This is a genomic window from Streptomyces sp. NPDC012935, from assembly GCF_042900345.1.
Classification (GTDB): Bacteria; Actinomycetota; Actinomycetes; order Streptomycetales; family Streptomycetaceae; genus Streptomyces.
Genome location: NZ_JBIBBC010000002.1, coordinates 679,564 through 699,519 on the forward strand (window position 1 = coordinate 679,564; position 19,956 = coordinate 699,519).

A 19,956-nucleotide genomic window follows, 5' to 3' on the forward strand; every position below is an offset into this window, starting at 1 on the left:
CGGCGGGCACTGCGGGAGCGGAGCCTCACGCGAGCACCGCCACTTCGGCGAGCACGGCGGCGCCGGCCGGCACTGCGGGAGCGGAGCCCCACGCGAGCGCCGCCGCCTCGGCGAGCACGGCGGTCTCCGCCGCCACGGCGCCGGCGAGTACGGCGATCCCCGCGATCCCCGCGGACGCCGCGGCCCTGGGCTCCCCGGCGGGCCCGATCACACGCCTGGGCCCCCGCCCGCCGCTGCCGTACGGCGTCCCGGGCGCCGCCGTACGGCCGCGCCGCTCCGCTGCCCCGCACGCTGTGATCAGCGCGGAGGTCTGGCACACCGAGTGGGCCCGGCCGCTCCTCGAGCGGCTCGGACTGCGGACCGTCATCGCTGACGAGCGGCTGTCGTGCGAGCGGGTGCTCGACACGCTCGCCGCGCAGTCGGTGGCGTTCGTGTGCGAGGGACTGCCGGTCAGCGGCCTGGCCGCGGTGACCTGGGCGGCCCGCCGCACCGAGGCGCTGCGCCGCGACGACCCGCTGCTCGGCGTGGTCTTCATGGTCGAGGACCACCGGGCCCTGGACCCCCGCGCCCTCGGCCCGCTGGTGCGCACTCTGTCGCCCGGCGACACCGACCTGCCGGACTTTCTCGCCGAGGTGCAGCGCGTACGGCACGAGTACCACTGGGAAGTGCGCAACCGGCGGCCCGGCAAGCCGTCGGCCGGGGAAACGGCGCCGCCCCCCGCCCGGTGGACCGGGACCGTGCCGAACTTCAACGTGAAGCACCCGTCCATGCTGCTGCCGTACGCCATGCTCTCGGCGCGCACGCGGCGGGATGTCTACTGCGAGATCTCGCCGCAGGAGGCCCTGCTGTTCGTCGCGGACAGCGTCGGCCGGGGTCCGGTCGAGGCCGTCGCCGAGGTCTTCCGCACGCTCCGGCAGGACGTGGACCGGCTCAACACCGAGCTCGGCTCGCGGCTGCGGCTGCACCTCGACCACGCGGACGACTACGAGGTGATCCAGGCTGCCTGCGAGGCCGGGGTCGACTCCGTCATGGTCGACGGGTCCGGACGGACGCTGCACCAGAACGTGCTGTTCACCAACGCGGCCACTCAATTGGCACGGCGCTACGGCGTCCTCGTCGAGGGCGAGATCGGCTCCATCGACGGGGCCGGGCTGCGCAAGTGGAACAAGACGACCACGAGCGACTTCACGCGGTTCGTCGAGAACACGGACCTCGATCTCGTCGGGGCCCACGTCGGCCAGTTCCACAGCTTCGACTACGGCTTCGCCGCCACTCGCCGGTCGTTGGCCCAGGTCGGCCTGCTGGACGACCGTGCCACGGGCGACGACCTGCACGCCTTCGCCGAGGCCTGCGCGCGTGTCGAGCAGGACCTCACGGACGCCGGGCTGCCCGGCTACTCGGCTGAGCACCGGCTCGTCGCCGCGCTGGCCCGCCGGGCCACGACGCAAGGGGACGGGACGGACGCCGGGCCGCGGCTCGACGCCGTGTTCCGCGAGGCCCGCACCCGCGTCCCGGTGTTCCAGCGGCCGCTGCTCGACGCCCTGGAGAAGGAGTGGCTGGAGCGGCGGCTGGCCAAGGCCCGGCGCAAGACCGAACTGTGGGACGAAGTCTTCGCCACGGAGCCCGTGCGCGAGCACCGGTACGCGGCGATCGACCACGGGCTCGTCCAGGCCCTGACCAGTGTCCTGGAGGGCACCGGCCGCGCCCTGGTCGTGCACGGAGGCAGCTCGCTCTCGCGGGTCGACCTCGCGTCCCTGCCGGCGCACGGGGTGGCCCGGGTGAACTTCGGCAGCGGGGTCTACGCCGACTATCTGGAGGCACTGCGCGCCCATCTGCCCGTCGATCTCACCGGGGGTCTCAATTCGCCGACCGGTCAAGGGACTTGGAAACATGTACGGCGCATGTCGTACCTTGCGGAGGCGACACGTGACTGGCAGTCCTGGACCGATGCGCCGCCGTCCTTCGTCGACACCTTCGTCAGCCGGCTGGAGCGGTGCTACGCGGCCCCGCTCCGTGGCCGTACGCCCGCACAGGCCCGGGGAGGCCGCAGTTGAGTCCCTTTGAGCAGATCGTCGACCTTCTCGACCGTGAGAAGGCCAGGTACCGCGTGGTCGCGCACCCGGCAGAAGGACGCTCCGAAGAGGTGTCCGCGGTGCGCGGCACGACCGTGTCGCAGGGCGCGAAGGCCCTGGTGTGCCGGGTGAAGGGGATCGAGTCCCCGGCGGTACTGGCCGTGCTGGGGGGCGACCGGCGCGCGGACCTGAAGAAGGTCGTCGCCGCGGTCGCGGGCAAGAAGGGCGGGTTCGCCCCCTCGGAACTGGCTGAGCAGCTCACCGGTTGTGTGGTCGGTGCCATCCCGCCGCTGTCGCTGTCCGGCGCGCTGCCGGTCGTCGTGGACGCGGAGTTCCTCGCGTCCCATGAGGAGATCGCCTTCAACGCGGGGCGGCTGGACCGGTCGGTGGTCATGGCCACGGAGGACTACGTACGGATCGTGGCGCCCGCGGTGGCGCTCATCGCGGCGCCGGTCGTCCCGGTCGCCGCGGAGTAGCGACCGACACGGAAATGGGGACCGACACAAAAGGGGGCGTCGGCTTGCGAGTGCGAATCGGGGCACAGTTCGTCGCACTGGCGTGCGCGTGGGGCTCCAGCTTCTTGTTCATCAAGGTCGCGCTGGACGGGCTGACGCCCGCTCAGGTGGTGTGGGGCCGACTGGTGCTGGGCGCGCTGGCGCTCTGCGCGGTCATGGCGGTCACCCGCAGCAGGATTCCCCGGGACCCCGGGCTCTGGCTGCGGCTGTCCGTCGTGTCCGTCCTGCTGTGCGTCGTACCCTTCCTGCTCTTCTCCTGGGCCGAGCAGCACCTCGACTCCGGTATGGCGAGCATCCTCAACGCCACCACCCCGCTGCTGACCCTCGCGGTCAGTACGGTCGCCCTGGCGGACGAGCGGCTCGACCGGCGCCGCACGGCGGGCCTGCTCGCGGGGTTCGCCGGGGTCCTCGCGCTGATCGGCCCGGGGGGCCTGGCCGGCGGCGGCGGCCACCTCATGGCTGAGCTCGCCTGTCTGGGCGCCACCGCCTGCTACGGCGTCGCCTTCGTCTACCTGCGCCGATTCATCACCCCGCTTGGGCTGCCGGCGGTCAGTGTCGCCTTCGTGCAGGTCACCATCGGCGCAGTCATCATGCTGGCGGCCACGCCCTGGCTCGCGGCGCCCGCACCCCGCATCGACGCGCCGATCGCGCTGAGCATGCTGGCGCTGGGTGCCCTGAGTACTGGCCTCGCCTACCTGTGGAACAACAACATCGTCCAGGCGTGGGGTGCGGTGAACGCCGCTGCGGTCACCTACCTCACCCCGGTCGTCGGTGTGACGGCGGGCGTGATCCTGCTGGACGAACGGCTGACATGGAACCAGCCGCTCGGGGCCGTGCTGGTCATCGCCGGGATCATGGCGGCGCACGGTACGCCTCGTCCGGCGCCGCGTCCGGTCGGGGTTGCGGGCGCGGCGGCGGTGGCCGAGAGGGCGGACGCCGAGGTGAAGGAGCGCGCGGTCCGCTGAGCAGGGGCCGGGGCTGCTCTGAATGGCTGCCACTCCGCCCGGGTCGAGACGCTGCCCCCGAGTGCCGTCGCCGGTGTCTGCTTCTCCAACTGCGTTCCGCATCCTGCCCGTTGACCCGCCCCGCCCGCACCACCAGAATGACCCACGCACTCATGAGAGCGCTCTCAAGAAACCACCGAGGGAGACCCATGAACGGCGTGAACGGCGTGAACGGCACAACCGGCAGTACCGGCAGTACCGGCAGGCAAGGGCCGCCGTTCAGCCGTCGCGACCTCATCGGCGCCGGCCTCGGAGCCGCGCTGCTCACCGCGGCCGGTGCGGGCGTGGCGCAGGCCGCGGCGGGTACGGCCCGGGCCGGTGCCCGCACCGCTCAACCCGCCGGTGCCTCCGCTCAACCCGCCGGCGCCTCCGCTCGTGCCGCCGGTGCCTTTGCCCGCCACCGGGCCCAGGTCTTCCTCGCCGCCACCATGGACGCCTACCCCGACCACGGCCCCATCCGTCTCGCCCAGAGCTACAGCGACGAAGCCGGTCTGTTCAGCACCGCCTTCACCTACGACAACGCCCTCGCGATCCTCGCCCTCCTCGCCACCCGGACCGCCGACGGGCGGGAGCGCGCCATCCAGCTCGGGGATGCGCTTCTCTATGCCCAGCAGCACGACCCGGTTCACGATGACGGTCGGCTTCGGCAGGGGTACAACGTCGGGCCGTACACCTTCTACGACGGCTCGCGGCAGCCGGACGGGTTCGTGCGGGCGGACGGGTCCGTCAATGTCGGGACGCAGTTCGGGTTCACGGGCACGGCCGTGGGGGACATGGCCTGGGCCGGGATCGCGCTCAGTGCGCTTGCCCGGCGGACCGGTGAGCGGCGGTTCCTTGGCGGGGCCGTGCGGATCGGGGAGTGGATCGAGCGGAACGGGCGTACCGACGAACCCCTCGGGGGGTACAAGTTCGGAGTCAACGGCGCCGACGAGAAGCTGCCCTTCACGTCCACCGAGCACAACACCGACCTCCTCTGCCTGTTCGGTCTTCTCGCCCGGCTCACGGGGGACAGGGTGTGGGAGGCGCGGCGGGCGCGTGCCGAGGCGTTCGTCATGCGGATGTGGGAGCCCGACGGCGGGTTCTTCTACACCGGCACCAACGACGGGGTGAGCGTCAACAAGTCGCCGATCCCCGAGGACACCCAGACCTGGACCCACCTCGCCCTCGACTCCCGTACCCACGCCCGGTCGCTGGACTGGGCCGCGCGCGAGCTGGCCGTCCTCGACCACGCCGGGCGGCGCAACAGCACGGTGCCGGCGGGGCAGTCGTACGACGGTGTCACCTTCAGCTCCGCCAGTCTCCTCGCCGACGAGGACGCCCCGATCGCCGACTCCCAGCCCAAGCCCGACCGCAACGGAGTCTGGTTCGAGGGGACCGCTCATCTCTCGCTCGCCCTGCGGGAAAGGCGCCGGCGCGGTGACGAAGCGCGTGCGCGGCGGCTGCTCGACTCCATCGAGCGTGCCCAGGATCTGCTGGGCGGGGGGCAGACCGTCGGTGGGCGGGCGCTTCCCGAGCGGGCGGGGGTCGTGTCGGCCAGTAGTCCGCTCGATACGGGGTTCGGGTTCGGGTACTACCCGTATCGGCACGTGGGGGCGACCGCCTGGTATCTGATGGCGGCCGTGCGTTCCAACCCCTTGCGAGTCTGAACCGGCCCCGCCCCGGGGTCGGCCCTCGACGATGACGCCATGCCCGTACGGCGCGGGGAGAACCGTCGCAACAGTCGTAGCCGCCGTACGCAGTCCGTCGATCGCCCTGCGAGAAGGCGAACTTGAGACGTCCTTACCGTGAACCACTAGCATCTCGGCGGTAGTCGCAGCCGGGAGCAGGTGAGGGCAGGGTATGACGGAACCGAGGATCGCTGTCGCCGTGGTGACCATGGGGAACCGCCCCGCCGAGGTCGACGCGCTGCTCGAGTCCGTGGCCAAACAGGACCTCGCCCCCGAGCGGATCGTCGTCGTCGGCAACGGCTGCCCGCTGCCCGAGTTCGCCGACCGGCTGGGGCTGCCCGGCGAGGTCACGCCCATCGAGCTCGACGAGAACCTCGGCTGCCCGGGCGGACGGAACGCGGCCCTCGCCCGGCTGCGCGACTTCGGGGACGTCGACGTCGTGGTCGAGCTGGACGACGACGGACTCCTCGTCGACGCCGACGTGCTGCGGCGGGTGCGGGACCTGTACGCCGCCGACGGCCGGCTCGGCATCGTCGGCTTCCGCATCGCCGACGAACACGGCGAGACGCAGCAGCGGCACGTGCCCAGGATCGGCAAGTCGGATCCGCTGCGGGGCGGGTACGTCACGGGGTTCCTCGGCGGCGGGCACGCGCTGCGCATGGCGATGCTGGCCGAGACGGGGGACTGGCCCGCGGAGTTCTTCTTCGCCCATGAGGAGACCGACCTGGCCTGGCGGGCCGCCGACGCGGGCTGGCGCATCCTCTACGCGCCCGAACTCCTCCTACAGCACCCGAAGACCTCACCCGCCCGGCACGCCATCTACTACCGCGTGAACGCCCGCAACCGCGTCTGGCTGACCCGCCGCCGACTGCCCCTCGCGCTGATTCCCGTGCATCTCGGGCTGTGGGTGCTTCTCACCCTCGTACGCAATCGCTCGTCGCTCGCCGGCCTGCGCGCCTGGTTCGGCGGCTTTCTGGAGGGCGTACGGGAGCCGGCCGGTGAGCGGCGGCCCATGCGGTGGCACACGGTGTGGCGGCTCTGCCGACTGGGGCGACCGCCGGTCATCTGAGGGCCAACCCCGAAAGGGGGATGACTTCGCCACGAGCGGGCCGGGGGAAGGGGACGCGGGTCCCGGTCGTTCACCTCCGCCGACCGGGACCCGCATGCGTCCCCGGATCCGGCCGCGGCGGCGACACTCCCCCGAGTTACGCGTCGTACGCGCGCACCGTCGGGCCAGATCCGATGAAGTGATCACATCAGGCCACACCAACGGATCGCTAACATGTGGCCAACGATGCTCCGTTTCGGCGCCGTTCGGTTGGCGCGAAGTCGACGGCCGGTGACGGGAGACGACCAGGACGGAACGGTTCTTGGCCGGGGAGCGTCGTCAAGGGTGGCGGGAAACCGCCGTACATGGGTTGTGCATGGGTTGCGCACAGGTCATACACCAGGGCGCGGGCCCGTTGCGTGGGAAGGCAGTGGCGGCGTGAAGCGGTACGGGCTGCGGTTCGGACTGCTGGGGCCGCCGGTCGTGTTCGAGGCGGGGGCGGACGACGACGGCTCGTCCGGGTCCCACGGTGGCCCGGGCCCCGGCGACGCCGCGGCGAGCGTGTCCGACCTCGCCGTCCGGACCGTCCGCAGCCCCAAGGTGCGGGCCCTGCTCGCCACGCTGTTGCTCGAAGGCGGCCGGGTCGTCTCCGTCCAGTCGCTGACGGACGTGCTGTGGGGCGGGGCGCCGCCCCCGTCGGCGCGGGCCTCACTGCACAACCACGTGACCCGGCTACGGCGGCTGCTCGACGACCCCGAACGGCTCCGGGCGGTGCCGCCCGGCTATGTCCTGCGCGTCGACGAGGGCGAGCTGGACGTCGACGTCTTCGTGACCAGTGTCGCCGCGGCCCGGGTCGCGCATGCCGGCCGGGACTGGGAGCGCACGTTGCGCGAGAGCACGGCGGCGCTCGCACTGTGGCGCGGTACGCCCCTGGCCGGCCTGCCCGCCGAGGTGGGCGGATACGCGCTCGTCCAGCGCCTGGCGGAGGCGCGGCTCCTGCTCCTGGAGTGGCGCTACGACGCCGAGCTGACCGTCGCCGGGCCACGCGTCGACGCCCTTGTGCCCGAGCTTGCGGCTCTGGCCGCCGAGCATCCCCTGCGGGAGTCCTTCCACCGTCACCTGATGCTCGCCCTCCATCGCACGGGCCGGCGGGCCGAGGCCCTGGCCGTACATCGTGATCTGCGCACGCGTCTGATCGAGGAGTTGGGGGTCGAGCCGGGCATGGGGGTTCGGGAGGCGCATGTGGAGGTGTTGCGTGGGGGGTCGGAGGGGATGATCGGGGGTCTGCTGCGGCAGGGCTCGAAAGGGGGAACCGGGGGTTTGCTGCGAGGGGGTTCGGAGGGTGGCGCGGGGCGGGAGCCGCGTGGGGGTGGCGACGCAGCGCGCGGTGCGGTAGCGCGCGGTGCCGGCGGCTCTGCCATGGCCCACGCCGGCGACGTGCCGCACAGTGCCGCGAACCCTGACGCTACGCGCGATGACGACGCCGCCCGGCGACCCGCGCAAGCCGATGCCCTCGCTGAGGGGGACACCCCGGTCGACCCGCCTCGACCGCCCCGCCCCGCCCAACTTCCGCCACCCCCGGCCCACTTCACCGGGCGTGCTGCCGTACTCACCGACCTGTGTCGCACCCTCACCCCCACGACCGCCCCCACCCCCGCCGTCACTGTCGCCGTCCTCAGCGGCATGCCCGGCGTCGGCAAGAGTGCTCTCGCACTGCAGGCCGCCCATGGGCTGGCGAATCGTTTCCCCGACGGTCAGCTGTACGTCAACCTGCACGGTGCCACCCCCGGCATGCCCCCGCTCACCCCCGGCCAAGCCCTCACCGCACTCCTTCGCGACCTCGGCGCCGACCCCCGCTCCATCCCCGAACACCCCGACGCGGCAGCCGCGTTGCTGCGCTCCCTGCTCGCACCCACCCGCACGCTCATGCTCCTGGACGACGCCGCGAACGCCGCCCAGGTACGTCCGCTGCTCCCGGCCGGACCCGGCTGCGCAGTGATCGTCACCAGCCGCTCCCCGCTGACGGCCCTGGACGGCGTCCGCCGTTTCCCGCTCGGCCCCCTCACCGCCGAGGAGAGCGCGGCGCTGCTGCGCGCGGCTTCGGGACGCGACGGCTTCGACGGCGGCATCCGTCAGGCCGACGACAGCCGCGATGCCCATACCGGTCAGGATCGCTCCGTCGGACGAAGCACCCTCGACGCGGGCGGGCGTGCCGACGCGGGCGGCCATGCCGACACCGGCGGGCATGCCGACACCGGCGAGGCGCCGGGGCCTGCCGGCGGGGGCGGCGCGTCCGCAGGCGAGGGCCGAGCGGCCGGAAGTGGGGGCCACGTACGCGCAGACGAGAGCCGCGCCCCTGGCGGCGAGGCCGGAGGGGCGATCCCCAAGGGCGGCGCGTCCACCGTGGAGGGCCGCATACCTGGCGGCGAAGCAAGCCCCAAGGGTTCCCCCGGCGACGATCGTGGCGCGTCCGGCAGCGCGCCCCAAGCTTCCACGGGCAAGGGTTCCGCGCCCGCAGGTGATGGCGGCACGTTCAGCAGCGCACCCCAAGCTCCCACGGGCAAGGGTTCCGCACCCGCCGGTGATGGCGGCAGGCTCAGCAGCGCGCCCCAAACTCCCACGGGCAGGGGCCCCGCACCCGCCGGTGATGGCGGCACGCTCAGCAGCGCGCCCCAAGCCCGCACCACCGACGCCGCCACCCCCACCACCGAGGATCAAGCCCTCACCACCGACGCCGCCACCCCCACCACCGAGGTTCAAGCCCGCACCACCGACGCGCTCACCCCGACCAGTGCCACAACCCCCATCCACCCCCTCATCGCCCTCACCGGCGGCCTCCCCCTGGCGCTCCGGGTCGTCGCCGCCCGGCTGGCCGCGCGCAGCGCGCTGACCCCAGACATGCTGGCCGGGCAACTGGCCGCAGCCGAGAGCCGGTTGCATCACCTGGAGTACGACGATCTGAGCGTCCGCCGCTCTCTCGCCGTCGCCCACGACGCCCTCGCCGCCTCCGAACGCGAGGCCGACCGGGACGCGGCCCTCACCCTGCGCCGTATCGGCGCCGTCGACCTGCCCGCGTACGGCGCACCCCTGCTGGCCCGCCTGACCGGCACCGACGAACGCCGCGCCGAAGCCGCACTCGACCGACTGGTGGACGTGGCTCTCCTGGAGGAGACGGCGTACGGCCGCTACACCCCCCACGACCTGGTGCGCGACTTCGCCCGCGAACTCGCCGGCGCCGACGCCGAGGGCGAAGCCGACGTCACCGGGACCGCCCTGCGCTGGTACGCCGCCGTAGCCGAACGCACCCTCACCGCCATCGTCGAACCCGGCCTCGACCAGGACGACCGCCGTCGCCCGACCCGAACCCAACCGCCGGAGCACACGACGACCGTCGCCACGGTGCCCCCCTTCCCCGGCCCCGAAGCCGCCTTCGCCTGGGGCGACTCGGAACTGGAGAACGTCGTCGCGCTGGTGGAGCAGTACGGCGGCGACGACGGCACCGACCGCCGGACAACCACAACCCCGGCCCCGTGCCCGACCACCCCAACCACGACCACCGCCCCCCTCTCCACCCTCATCCGTCTCCTCTTCCCCTACCTCCAACGCAGTGGCCACGTAGCCGAAATGGAGCTGCTGGGCCGGACCGCACTCCGGCTGGCGACGCGGCTCGGGGACGACGCGGCCGAGGCGTACGCGCTCGGCGACCTCGCCGGTCTGCACTTCCTGACCGGCCGCCACACCGAGGCCCTGCACCTCAACGACCGCGCCCTGACGATCTGGCGGCGCCTCGGAGTCGTCTCGTGGATGCGCCGTTGCCTCAACAACCGCGGCCTGCTGCTCGAAGGGCTGGGCCGCTACGCCGAGTCGGGGGAGGCGTTGCGCCAGAGCCTGGAGTACTCAAGGCAGTTGAACGATCCACACGGTGAGGCGGTGACCTACAGCCACCTCGGCAACCTGTACGAGCACACCGACCCCCGGGCGGCCATCGAGCAGCACCGCCGCTCGCTCGCCATCGGCGACGAGACCGGCAACGTCATCGTGCAGCACTCGGCCCACTGCAACATCGGCTACGCCCACCTCACCCTCGGCGAACCGGCGGCAGCCGCCGCGCACTTCGAGGAGAGCCTGCGCATCCTCGGCGGCCACGGTGACTGGCACGGCGAGTCCCAGACCCGCCTCGGCCTGGTCCGGGCCCTGCGTCTCCTGGGCCACACAGACCGAGCCACCCACGCCTGCGCAGAACTGCTCACCCGGGCCGACGCCCGAGCCGACCGCTACATGGGCGGCCTGGCCCGGCACCAGTACGGCCTGCTGCTGTGGGAACTGGGCCGTGTCCAGGCCGCGCACGCCGAGTGGCGCACCGCTCTCGACCTGCTGGACGGCACCGACGAGAAGACGGTCGTCGAGGAGCTCCGCCTCCTGCTGGACGACACCCGGTGATCACTCTGCTGGACGACACCCGGTGATCACTTCGCATCGGCATAACACTCCACCACCGCCGTGGTGAACGGAAACCGCACCGGCGTCTCCCCGAACGTCAGCCGCCCCGCCAGCTCCGCCGCCTCACGGATCGCCGTCACGATCGTGTCGGCCTCCTCCTCGGGACAGTGCACGATCACCTCGTCGTGCTGGAAGAAGACCAGTTCCGCCGCCATGTCCGCGCAGGTTCGCCGCAGCGCGGCGAGCAGCAGCAGGGTCCAGTCCGCGGCGCTGCCCTGGACGACGAAGTTGCGGGCGAAGCGGCCCCGGGCGCGGGCGTTGGTGGAGGCGTAGCCCCGCCCCCACTCCTGCGGCCCGGAGCCCTCGGCGGGCTCGTCCTGCGCGTCCGGCACCGGAATGCCCGCCTCCTCGCCGGCGTCGTCCGTCGCCCCGGCCGCCGGCGGACACGTCCGCCCCAGCCAGGTCCGCACGAGCCGCCCCTCCTCACCGGCCCGCGCCGCGTCGTCCACGTAGGCCACCGCCTTGGGGAAACGGCGTCTGAGCGCGGCGAGGTTCTTGAGTCCGTCGCCGGAGGTCTGACCGTAGACGGCACCCAGCACGGCGAGCTTGGCCTGTGCGCGGTCGCCGGAGAAGGCGCGGTCCGACACCGACTGGTACAGGTCGGTCTCCCGCCCGGCCACCTCCATCAGGCCGGGGTCACGGGAGATCGCGGCGAGGACACGCGGTTCCATCTGGTCGGCGTCCGCCACCACGAGCCGCCAGCCCGGGTCGGCGACCACAGCACGCCGGATGACCTTCGGAATCTGCAGCCCGCCCCCGCCGTTGGTCACCCACCGCCCGGTCACCGTCCCGCCCGCGATGAACTCCGGTCTGAACCGCCCGTCGCGCACCCAGTCCTGCAGCCAGGACCAGCCGTGGGCCACCCAGATCCGGTACAGCTTCTTGTACTCGACGAGCGGCTTCACCGCCGGATGGTCGAGGGACTCGATCTCCCAGCGACGGGTCGATCTGACCTTGATCCCGGCCTGCGCGAAGGCCTTGATGACGTCCGCGGGCAGATCGGGCCGGACCCGGCGGCCGAAAGCCAGGGACACCTCGTCGGCCAGCTCGGCCAGCCGCCGCGGCTCCCCGCCCCCGGCATACCGCTCACCGAGCAGCTCGTGCAGCACCCGGCGGTGCACCTCGGCGCTCCACGGCAGCCCGGCCCGGTTCATCTCGGCGGCGACCAGCATCCCCGCCGACTCGGCGGCGGTCAGCAGCCGCATCCGCTCCGGATGCCCGGCCCTGTCGTGCCGGCGCTGCTGGTCGGCGTACACCTCGACGAGGTCGGCGAGCGGCACATGGAGCGCCTGCGGCTCGAAAAGCGAGGACTGCGAGCCCGGTTCGGCGGACCGCTGGGGCGGATCGGGCGGCACGGGGCGCCCGCGCAGCCGGGCGAGGGCCGCGGCGGCCGATCTCGGTTCCCCGGAGCGTCCCTCGTGACCCAGCAGCAGGGTCTCGGCGTCCTCGATGTCGTAGCACCGCTCCACTCGCACCCCCGTGGCAAGCAGGCGCGGATACACCTCGGCGGTGGACCGCCACACCCACCGCGCGACATCGGGCCGTCCGCGAACGGCCGCCGCCAGGTCCGCCTCCCGGCGCACCGGCCCCGCGGGCAGCCCGTCCGGACCGAGGGGGGCGACCTCCACGCCGCCGTCCTCGGCCGGAGCGAGCGCCCACCGGTCGGTCATGCTGCGAGTGTGGCACCCGGGTCTGACAACGGCCTCAGCCCTGCGTCTCGCCTGCCTCAGCCCTGTGCCTCGCCTGCCTCAGCCCTGTGCCTCACCCTGTGCCTCGCCCTGCTCGCGGGCCTCCTTGCTCGTCCGCTCACCGCTCTGCAGGAACTGTGAGAGCAGCTCGACGACGTAGTCCTCCACCGCCTGCTTGGTGAGGCCGAGACCGGACAGGACGCCGGTGCCGTTCTCGAACTCCAGCAGCGCCAGCAGCATGTGCTCGGTGCCGACGTAGTTGTGGCCGAGGCGCAGCGCTTCGCGGAAGGTCAGCTCCAGCACCTTCTTGGCGTCGGAACCGTAGGGGACGAGCTCGGGCACCTCGTCGACGGCGGGCGGCAGCGCCGCGGTGGCGGCCTGGCGCACGGAGTCCAGGAGCACGCCCTGCGCCGTGATCGCCTTCGCGGCCAGGCCGTCGGGGTCCGCGAGCAGGCCGAGGACCAGGTGCTCGGGCCGGCCCTCGGAATTGCGGGCCGCGATGGACTCGTTGTGGGCGGCCACCACCGCGCCCCGGGCACGCGGCGTGTAGCGGCCGAAGCCCTGCTGGGGGTCGAGGTCGATCGACTCCTTCGGCACGAACCGCTTCTGCGCGGCCTGCCGGGTGACGCCCATGCTCTTGCCGATGTCGGTCCAGGAGGCGCCCGATCGCCGGGCCTGGTCCACGAAGTGACCGATCAGGTGGTCGGCCACTTCGCCGAGGTGATCGCCGGCGATCACCGCGTCCTGGAGCTGGTCGAGGGGTTCTTGGTGGACCTTCTTGATGGCCGCGATGAGTTCGTCGAGACGTACGGATGACGTGATGGTCGGGTTCGTCGACATGTGTCAACCGTAGGTTGACGGTCTGGGGGTGTCAACCCGTGGTTGACAAGACCGCGCCAGAGGCTGTGGGCCTCCCCTGGTGGCCCCGCCTGCCCGACGCCCGCCCCGTGGCACCATCGCCAGGTGAGCAGTACGAACAGTTCGAGCGCCGCGCCCGGCCCCGTCGACCGGGCCTTCGAGCACGCCCTCTACGCCGACACCGACAGCGCCCTCGACACCGGCGCCTCCCTCCTCGCCGCCGACCCCGCCTCGGACGCCGAACTCGCGGAGCGCGGCCAGGAGTTCGTCGCGGCCGCCTGGCGGCGCGGCTGGCAGCCCGCCGATGTCGTACGGCTCGTACGGCGCGAGCTGGACGACGTACACGTACGGCTGCTCTCGGCGCTGATCCACGCGCAGCAGCCGTACGACCGCCCCCGCGGCCCCCGCTGGAACGCCCAGCTGGAGGACCTGCCCACCGAGGCCCCGCCCCGCACGGACCGCTTCTCGCACGCGAGCGCCGTCCTGGAGCTGTACCGCCTCCTGCTGCGCCTGCCCGCGCTGGAGCCCCTCGACGAACCGGCCGAGCAGACCGGGCCGACCGCCCGGCGCCCCGGATCCGAGCCCCGCATGCTCACCCGCATCCGCGCGCTGCTGGCGAAGGCGGAGGCGACCGGGTTCCCGCAGGAGGCGGAGGCGCTCAGCGCCAAGGCGCAGGAACTGATGGCCCGGTACAGCATCGACGAGGCGCTGCTCTCGACCCGCACACAGGGCGCGAAGGACGCCCCAGGCGCCTGCCGCATCGGCGTCGAACCGCCCTACGAACAGGCGAAGGCGGTCCTGCTGGACGCCGTGGCGACCGCCAACCACTGCCGTGCCGTGTGGAACGAACCCTTCGCCTTCTCCACGGTCGTCGGTTTCGAGGCCGACCTGGAGGTGGTCGAGCTGCTCTACACCTCGCTCCTCGTGCAGGCTCAGACGGCGATGACGAAGGCGGAGGCGGCCCAGCGGGCGGGCGGCCGCAAGCGGACCAAGACCTTCCGGCAGTCGTTCCTGGCGGCCTACGCCCACCGCATCGGCACCCGCCTGGCCGAGGCGGCGCAGACACAGGTGACCCAGGACCTGCTCCCCGTCCTCGCCACCCGCGAGGTGGCGGTCACCGACCGCCTGGACCGCATGTTCCCGGAGACGACCACGACCCGCCTGCGCGGCGTCAGCGACGAGGCGGGCTGGGTGGAGGGCTCGGAGGCGGCCGAAAGGGCACACGTGGCTTCCCGCCGGCCGCTCCGCTGAACCCGCCGGACCGGCGTCAGTCGCCGGTCTGCTGGAACCCGCTCACCGAGGCGTCCGGCGTCTTCCCGTCGCTCTTCAGCGCGACATCGCCGTACGACCACTTGAAGCTCTGCGTCTCGGCGGACCCGGGCAGCCGGACCTTGACCGTCTTCACGCCGAGGCTCTTGCTGCCGCCTTCCTCGCCCCGGACATAGGTGAGGGTGAAGGAGGTGGAGGCCTCCTTCACGAGCTTCGTCTTCGTCGACGCGGCGGCCCCGGCACCCTCGTCCGCTGCGACGGAGACCGTCGTGCCGCCCGCGTCGAACTCGACGGCAGGCAGCCCGTCCAGGACGCACTCGGCCCCGGCGCGGTTGGTGACCGTGACCGGGACGTTGCCGGTGTCCCCGGCAGCGGGGGCGGCGTTGGCGGGCCCGAACTCCATGGCCAGCTCGCCGACGCAGGCGGAACCGGCCTTGCTGTCCTGGCTCTTGCCGTCCCCGTCCCCGCCGTCGTCGCAGGCGGTCAGGAGGAGGGCCGCGGCGAGGGCGGCGACGGTGAGGGAAGTGGCGCGCATGAGTCCTCTGCGAGTGACGTCGGTGAGCGGACGGTGATCTCCGCACCGGTCATCGGTGACCGCCGCAGGGATCGACAGCAGGCCACCGCACTTCGCGGGCGGACATCACCGATGAAACATCACGATCCCAGACCGGCCGTAGGCAGCCCCGTCGGCAGCTTGCCGCCCTCCGCCCTGGTGTACGTCTCGGCGCCGAGGCCGCCCTCCCAGGTCACCTTCAGCTGCGACTTGCCGACGGAGTCGACCATCCCGGTCGCCCGGCCCTTGCTGCCGTCGGTGCACTTCAGGCGGATCATCTTCATCCCGCCCTCCTCGCCGGCGGTCCCGCTGCACACGGTCCCGCCGGTCGCGAAGAGCCCGGCCTGCTTGCCGGTGACGACGAGCGCGACGGCCTTGCCGTCGGTCGTGGCGAGCCAGCTGCCCTCCAGTTCACCGGCGGCGGACGCCGATCCGCCTCCCGTACCGCCGCCGGTGTCGGCGCCGGCGGTCGCGGAGGGGCCGGTCGAGGCGCTGTCCTTGGCCACGGAGTCGCCGTCGCCGCTGCACCCGGTCAGGGCGAGCGCGCCGGCCAGGGCCGCGGCCCCGGCCGCGACCCGCATCCGCCGGCCCGACATCGTGCGCGTACGCGAGAAAGTCGCCGAGGTCACTGGAAGCTCCCAAGCTGTAGCGGTCGGCATACGGCCGAGTCGGCCAGGTGGCCGAAACGACCGGCAGCAAGTTACCAGGGAGTCCCGTTCAAAGCCCCGGAACGTGACCCGACCTACCAGGACGCCTTGCGCACCCCCGGCAGATACCCGGCATGCGCCTGCTCGCGCAGACTCAGCCGGGACAGCCCGAAGGCACGGAAGTAGCCGCGCGGCCGCCCGTCCACCTGGTCACGGTTGCGTACGCGCGTCGCGCTCGCGTTCCGCGGCTGCCTGCTCAGCTCCCGCCGGGCGGCCAGCCGCTCGGCATCCGTGGACGAGGGCCGACGGATGATCTCCTTCAGCTCGGCCCGCCGCGCGGCGTACCGCTCGACGACCTCCTGCCGCTGCCGGTTCTTCGCGATCTTGCTCTTCTTGGCCATCAGACCTTCACTCCCCGGGCGCGGATACGGGCGACGGCCGCCTCGACGCCGATGGCGTCGACCGTCTTGATCCCCTTGGTGCTCAGGCGCAGCCGCACATGCCGGCCCTCGCCGGGCAGCCAGTAGCGCTTGGTCTGGATGTTGGGGTCGAAACGGCGGGAGGTCCGCCGGTGGGAGTGGGAAATCGTGTTGCCGAAGCCGGGCCGGGCGCCGGTCAGCATGCAGTGGGCGGACACGGGTGACGCACCTCTCCTCGCTCGCTACTGTTAATGGAATTCATTTTCAGTAAGATAGCAGCATGGCACGCAACGAACTCCGCCCGGTCATCAAGCTCCGGTCCACCGCCGGAACCGGATTCACCTATGTGACCCGCAAGAACCGCCGCAACGACCCCGACCGCATGACCCTGCGCAAGTACGACCCGGTCGCCGGCCGCCACGTCGACTTCCGAGAGGAGCGCTGAGCACCGCATGCGCAACGGAATCCACCCGTCCTACGGCCCCGTCGTCTTCCGCGACCGCGCCGCGAACCACGCCTTCCTCACCCGCTCGACGATGACCAGCGAGAAGACGATCGAGTGGGAGGACGGGGCCACCTACCCCGTCGTCGACGTCGAGATCTCGAACGTCAGCCACCCCTTCTACACGGGCACGGCCCGCGTCATGGACACGGCCGGCCGAGTCGAGCGCTTCGAGCGCCGCTACGGGAAGCAGGGCTGACCCGGTGCCCGAACTCTCCGTCGTGATCGTCGGCGGCCTGCACGCCGACGCCCGCAAAGAGGCCGTGGCACGGCTGCTCGCCGACGTCCCCGACAGCGTCGTACTCCACCACGACCTGGCGAAGGCCGCCGCCGGCACGGTCGTACGGACCATCCGCGACGCCACCGGCATCGTCAGCGCCGGCGAGGCACCCCTCGTCAACGACTGCGCCTGCTGCGCCCTGCGCGAGGACCTGGTGCCGGAACTCGTGCGCATCCGGGACGCCGGCGGCACCCGTATGGCGATCGTCGAACTGTGGGACTCGGTCGAGCCGAAGGCCATGGCCGAGGTGGTCACAGCAGGCGGGCTCACCGTCACCGGGGTGCTGACCGCGGTCGACCCGGTGCTGGTCCTGCCGTACCTCGGCAACGGCGACGACCTGGCCGAGCGCGGCCTCGCGGCGGCGGCGACCGACCAGCGCACGGTCGCCGACACCTTCGCACGCCAGCTGGAGTACGCACCCGTCCTCGCCGTCGCCACCTCCCCGGAGGCCGACGACGAGGACCGTGAACTTCTCGCCCAACTCCACCCGACGGCCCGGCAGGTCCCGATCGACGACCTGACGGTGCCCGCCCCGCGCCGACGCCCCCTGTCCTCCCTCGCCCGGGCGGCCCTGGCCGGCTTCGACGTCGAGGCGGCCGACGCCGCCCAGCATCCGGCGTGCGCCCTGCTCCCCGCCGAGGCCGACGCGCACGGCGTCTCCACCCTCGTCTGGCATCGCCGCCGCCCCTTCCATCCGGAGCGGCTGTACGCGGCCCTGGAGGACCTGACCTGCGCGGCGGCCCGCAGCCGTGGCCGGTTCTGGCTCGCCGACAAGCCCGACGTGCTCCTGCACTGGGACGCGGCGGGCGGCGCCCTGTGCGTGGAGAGCGCGGGCCCGTGGCTCGCCTCGCTTCCCGACGCGGCCTGGGACATGGTCCCGCCGGTGCGCCGGGCCGCCGCCGCCCTGGACTGGCACCCCGAGCACGGCGACTGCTGCCAGCACCTGGTCTTCACGTCGCCCGCCCTCGACCGCGACGGCCTGGAGCAACTCCTCGAATCCTGCCTCCTGACCGACGCCGAGTACGCCGCAGGCCGCACCGCCTGGAAGCGGCTCCCGTCCGCCTTCGACACCCTCCTGGAGGTCTGACCCCCGTGCCCCGCAAGCCCGACCGCAAGCCCGTGAAGTCCCGCCCCAACCCCCTGGACCAGGCCGGCATCACCTACATCGACTACAAGGACACGGACCTCCTGCGCCGGTTCCTCTCCGACCGAGGCAAGATCCGCAGCCGCCGCGTCACCCGAGTAACGGTCCAACAGCAACGAGACCTGGCAAAAGCCATCAAGAACGCAAGGGAGATGGCCCTGCTGCCGTACGCCACCCGCTGACCCCCGCATCACGCACCCGACTGGGGGCCCACGGCCCCCAGACCCCCGCCATCGGCCCTGAACGGGACTCGTCCTCATACGCCGGACGGGCTGAATCACCGAGACCGGCGCTGGAAAGCGGCGGCGGCAGGCCCCCGCGGATGCCGCGCATCCCCATGGCGCGGCACCCGCGTACGGCGGCCGGCCGCCCCCGGCCGCAGGCGCTTGCGCCCGCCCCACCCGTCCCGCAGGCCGCCGCAGGCATCCCCGTCAAGCCGCCGCAGGCCCGGCATGGAACACGAACGCCCCAGAACGCGTCTCTCCCTGATACACGGGGGACCGATCCGGACTGCGACGAGATCCCCGGGGCATGCGCTGCGAACGCTGGAACGCATACGACCCCGCGTACGTCACAGGAGTAACCACAGGAACACCCCCCGTGCACGTGCATCTGCTCATGCAGTTGCACGTGAACAGAGCTATGATCCGGACGCACACCACTGAACACCACCGGGGAGCGACCTGTGGACCACGACGTGTACAACGGCATGGCAGCCACGGATCTGAACGAGGTCGCCTGGCAGAAGAGCAGGCACAGCAACTCGCAGGGCTCCTGCGTGGAGTTCGCGAGGCTCCCCGGCGGCGACGTCGCCGTGCGCAACTCGCGCTTCCCGGACGGCCCGGCGCTCGTCTACACCCGCGCCGAGATCGAGGCGATGCTCCTGGGCGTCAAGGACGGCGAGTTCGACCACTTGGTAGCGGGCTGAGCCCAGTCGCCCGTAGACCAACAGGGCATATCGGGACGAAACACCCCGTGCAACGCGCGTAGAACCACGACGTCAGCGCACGCCGCAGCCCATCATTCCGCCGGCCCCGAACCTCCTTGCGGCGCCGGAAGCCGAAACAGCGCCCACACCACCTTCCCGCTGAGCGCCCCGGCCAGCGGATGCCACCCCCAGCTGTCACTGAAGGAGTCCACAAGGAACAGCCCCCGCCCCGACTCCGCGGAAAAGTCGTCGGAATCGCGCGCGACCGGGCTGTCATGGCTGGGATCGCGCACCGCGCACACCAGCCGCTCGGTCCACCGCATCAGATGCAGCCGCACAGGTGGCGCCTGGTCGTGCACCCGCTGTGCACCAGCCGGCAGGGCATGCCGCAGCGCGTTGGTCACCAACTCCGAGACCACGAGGCACACATCGTCGAAGCGATCGCCCAGTTCCCACTGATCCAGGGTGCGGCGCGTGAACTTCCGCGCCTCACGCACCGCTTCGTAGCGGGCGGGCAGTGCACAGGAGGCGGCGTTGGAGACGGCTGCGGGATCAAGCGGCGGAAGGCCCTGCCGTAACGGCTCGAGCATGGTCGATCCATTCGTCCCCATGCGAGGCACTCCCGGGAGTTCGCGGTCGTTGCGATGCAGCGGTTGCGCGGGACCATGGTTTCGGATGCGCAGGGCAGATGCAAGGGCAGATGCACGTGCACGTGACCGAATTGGACGTTCCCGTACCGCTTGTTGGCCATTTTTTCCGCCAACTTCAGCACCTCTCCTTGCTCATCCCTCACCTCTTCCTGAGAGGAATCCTTGTCTTCTTTCCATCTCTGTAATCGGACGAGTACTGCTCGAAGTGATTT

The 19,956-nt window shown here is 72.2% G+C and carries 19 protein-coding genes; 12 read left to right on the forward strand and 7 right to left on the reverse strand.

Annotated elements, in window-relative coordinates:
- From ACFY5C_RS08470 to ACFY5C_RS08495, 6 genes are all read left to right on the forward strand, one after another.
- The coding region (locus ACFY5C_RS08470; protein WP_389441987.1) for a class II fructose-bisphosphate aldolase at positions 1-2,054 on the forward strand (2,054 nt) is incomplete at its 5' end.
- A complete protein-coding gene (locus ACFY5C_RS08475; RefSeq protein ID WP_389441990.1) occupies positions 2,051-2,548 on the forward strand; it encodes a YbaK/EbsC family protein in 498 nt (165 codons plus the stop codon). The genes ACFY5C_RS08470 and ACFY5C_RS08475, both read left to right, overlap by 4 nt.
- A 50-nt stretch (positions 2,549-2,598) precedes the next feature.
- Positions 2,599-3,552 carry a DMT family transporter gene (locus ACFY5C_RS08480; RefSeq protein ID WP_389442225.1) on the forward strand — a complete coding sequence of 318 codons (954 nt, stop codon included), beginning with the start codon at positions 2,599-2,601 and terminating at the stop codon, positions 3,550-3,552.
- Positions 3,553-3,740: 188 nt separating this feature from the next.
- Complete coding sequence (locus ACFY5C_RS08485; RefSeq protein WP_389441992.1) at positions 3,741-5,237, forward strand: Tat pathway signal sequence domain protein; 1,497 nt, start codon at positions 3,741-3,743, stop codon at positions 5,235-5,237.
- Between the two features lie 193 nt (positions 5,238-5,430).
- Positions 5,431-6,327: a glycosyltransferase family 2 protein gene (locus tag ACFY5C_RS08490; protein ID WP_389441994.1), complete on the forward strand. Its 897-nt coding sequence runs from the start codon at positions 5,431-5,433 to the stop codon at positions 6,325-6,327.
- A 417-nt stretch (positions 6,328-6,744) separates the two neighbouring features.
- Positions 6,745-10,746 carry a BTAD domain-containing putative transcriptional regulator gene (locus ACFY5C_RS08495; RefSeq protein WP_389441996.1) on the forward strand — a complete coding sequence of 1,334 codons (4,002 nt, stop codon included), beginning with the start codon at positions 6,745-6,747 and terminating at the stop codon, positions 10,744-10,746.
- 26 nt (positions 10,747-10,772) lie between these two features.
- On the opposite strand, the gene ACFY5C_RS08500 is transcribed toward ACFY5C_RS08495, so the two are convergent.
- Together ACFY5C_RS08500 and ACFY5C_RS08505 are read right to left on the reverse strand one after the other, a co-directional pair.
- The gene (locus tag ACFY5C_RS08500) at positions 10,773-12,476 is read right to left on the reverse strand and encodes a bifunctional 3'-5' exonuclease/DNA polymerase (RefSeq protein WP_389441998.1); all 1,704 of its coding nucleotides are present in this window, start codon (positions 12,474-12,476) and stop codon (positions 10,773-10,775) included.
- 78 nt (positions 12,477-12,554) lie between these two features.
- Complete coding sequence (locus ACFY5C_RS08505) at positions 12,555-13,334, reverse strand: Clp protease N-terminal domain-containing protein (protein ID WP_389442001.1); 780 nt, start codon at positions 13,332-13,334, stop codon at positions 12,555-12,557.
- A 123-nt stretch (positions 13,335-13,457) separates the two neighbouring features.
- On the opposite strand from ACFY5C_RS08505, the gene ACFY5C_RS08510 reads away from it, so the two are divergent.
- Positions 13,458-14,603 (forward strand): DUF2786 domain-containing protein, encoded by a 1,146-nt coding sequence (locus tag ACFY5C_RS08510; protein ID WP_389442003.1) that lies wholly within the window; start codon positions 13,458-13,460, stop codon positions 14,601-14,603.
- 16 nt (positions 14,604-14,619) lie between these two features.
- Here ACFY5C_RS08510 and ACFY5C_RS08515 read toward each other — a convergent pair whose 3' ends face one another.
- The 4 genes from ACFY5C_RS08515 to rpmB all read right to left on the reverse strand — a co-directional run bounded on the left by ACFY5C_RS08515 (position 14,620) and on the right by rpmB (position 16,458).
- Positions 14,620-15,156 carry a DUF4232 domain-containing protein gene (locus tag ACFY5C_RS08515; RefSeq protein ID WP_389442005.1) on the reverse strand — a complete coding sequence of 179 codons (537 nt, stop codon included), beginning with the start codon at positions 15,154-15,156 and terminating at the stop codon, positions 14,620-14,622.
- A 119-nt stretch (positions 15,157-15,275) separates the two neighbouring features.
- Positions 15,276-15,755, reverse strand: coding sequence for a hypothetical protein (locus ACFY5C_RS08520; protein ID WP_389442228.1), 480 nt, complete (start codon positions 15,753-15,755; stop codon positions 15,276-15,278).
- A 161-nt stretch (positions 15,756-15,916) separates the two neighbouring features.
- Positions 15,917-16,222, reverse strand: coding sequence for a 30S ribosomal protein S14 (gene rpsN / locus ACFY5C_RS08525; protein WP_389442007.1), 306 nt, complete (start codon positions 16,220-16,222; stop codon positions 15,917-15,919).
- Positions 16,222-16,458, reverse strand: coding sequence for a 50S ribosomal protein L28 (gene rpmB / locus ACFY5C_RS08530; protein WP_389442010.1), 237 nt, complete (start codon positions 16,456-16,458; stop codon positions 16,222-16,224). Before rpmB ends, rpsN begins: the two co-directional genes overlap by 1 nt.
- A gap of 62 nt (positions 16,459-16,520) precedes the next feature.
- Between rpmB and rpmG the strand changes: the two genes are divergently transcribed.
- From rpmG to ACFY5C_RS08555, 5 genes are all read left to right on the forward strand, one after another.
- Positions 16,521-16,685, forward strand: coding sequence for a 50S ribosomal protein L33 (rpmG, locus tag ACFY5C_RS08535; protein ID WP_015658813.1), 165 nt, complete (start codon positions 16,521-16,523; stop codon positions 16,683-16,685).
- Positions 16,686-16,692: 7 nt separating this feature from the next.
- On the forward strand, positions 16,693-16,941 hold the full coding sequence (locus tag ACFY5C_RS08540; RefSeq protein WP_328425145.1) for a type B 50S ribosomal protein L31: 249 nt from the start codon (positions 16,693-16,695) through the stop codon (positions 16,939-16,941).
- A 4-nt stretch (positions 16,942-16,945) separates the two neighbouring features.
- A complete protein-coding gene (locus ACFY5C_RS08545) occupies positions 16,946-18,109 on the forward strand; it encodes a CobW family GTP-binding protein (RefSeq protein ID WP_389442013.1) in 1,164 nt (387 codons plus the stop codon).
- Between the two features lie 5 nt (positions 18,110-18,114).
- Positions 18,115-18,348 (forward strand): 30S ribosomal protein S18, encoded by a 234-nt coding sequence (gene rpsR / locus ACFY5C_RS08550; RefSeq protein WP_389442015.1) that lies wholly within the window; start codon positions 18,115-18,117, stop codon positions 18,346-18,348.
- A gap of 527 nt (positions 18,349-18,875) precedes the next feature.
- Complete coding sequence (locus ACFY5C_RS08555; protein WP_389442230.1) at positions 18,876-19,094, forward strand: DUF397 domain-containing protein; 219 nt, start codon at positions 18,876-18,878, stop codon at positions 19,092-19,094.
- 92 nt (positions 19,095-19,186) lie between these two features.
- On the opposite strand, the gene ACFY5C_RS08560 is transcribed toward ACFY5C_RS08555, so the two are convergent.
- Positions 19,187-19,705, reverse strand: coding sequence for an ATP-binding protein (locus tag ACFY5C_RS08560; RefSeq protein ID WP_389442018.1), 519 nt, complete (start codon positions 19,703-19,705; stop codon positions 19,187-19,189).
- Between the last annotated feature and the right edge of the window lie 251 nt (positions 19,706-19,956).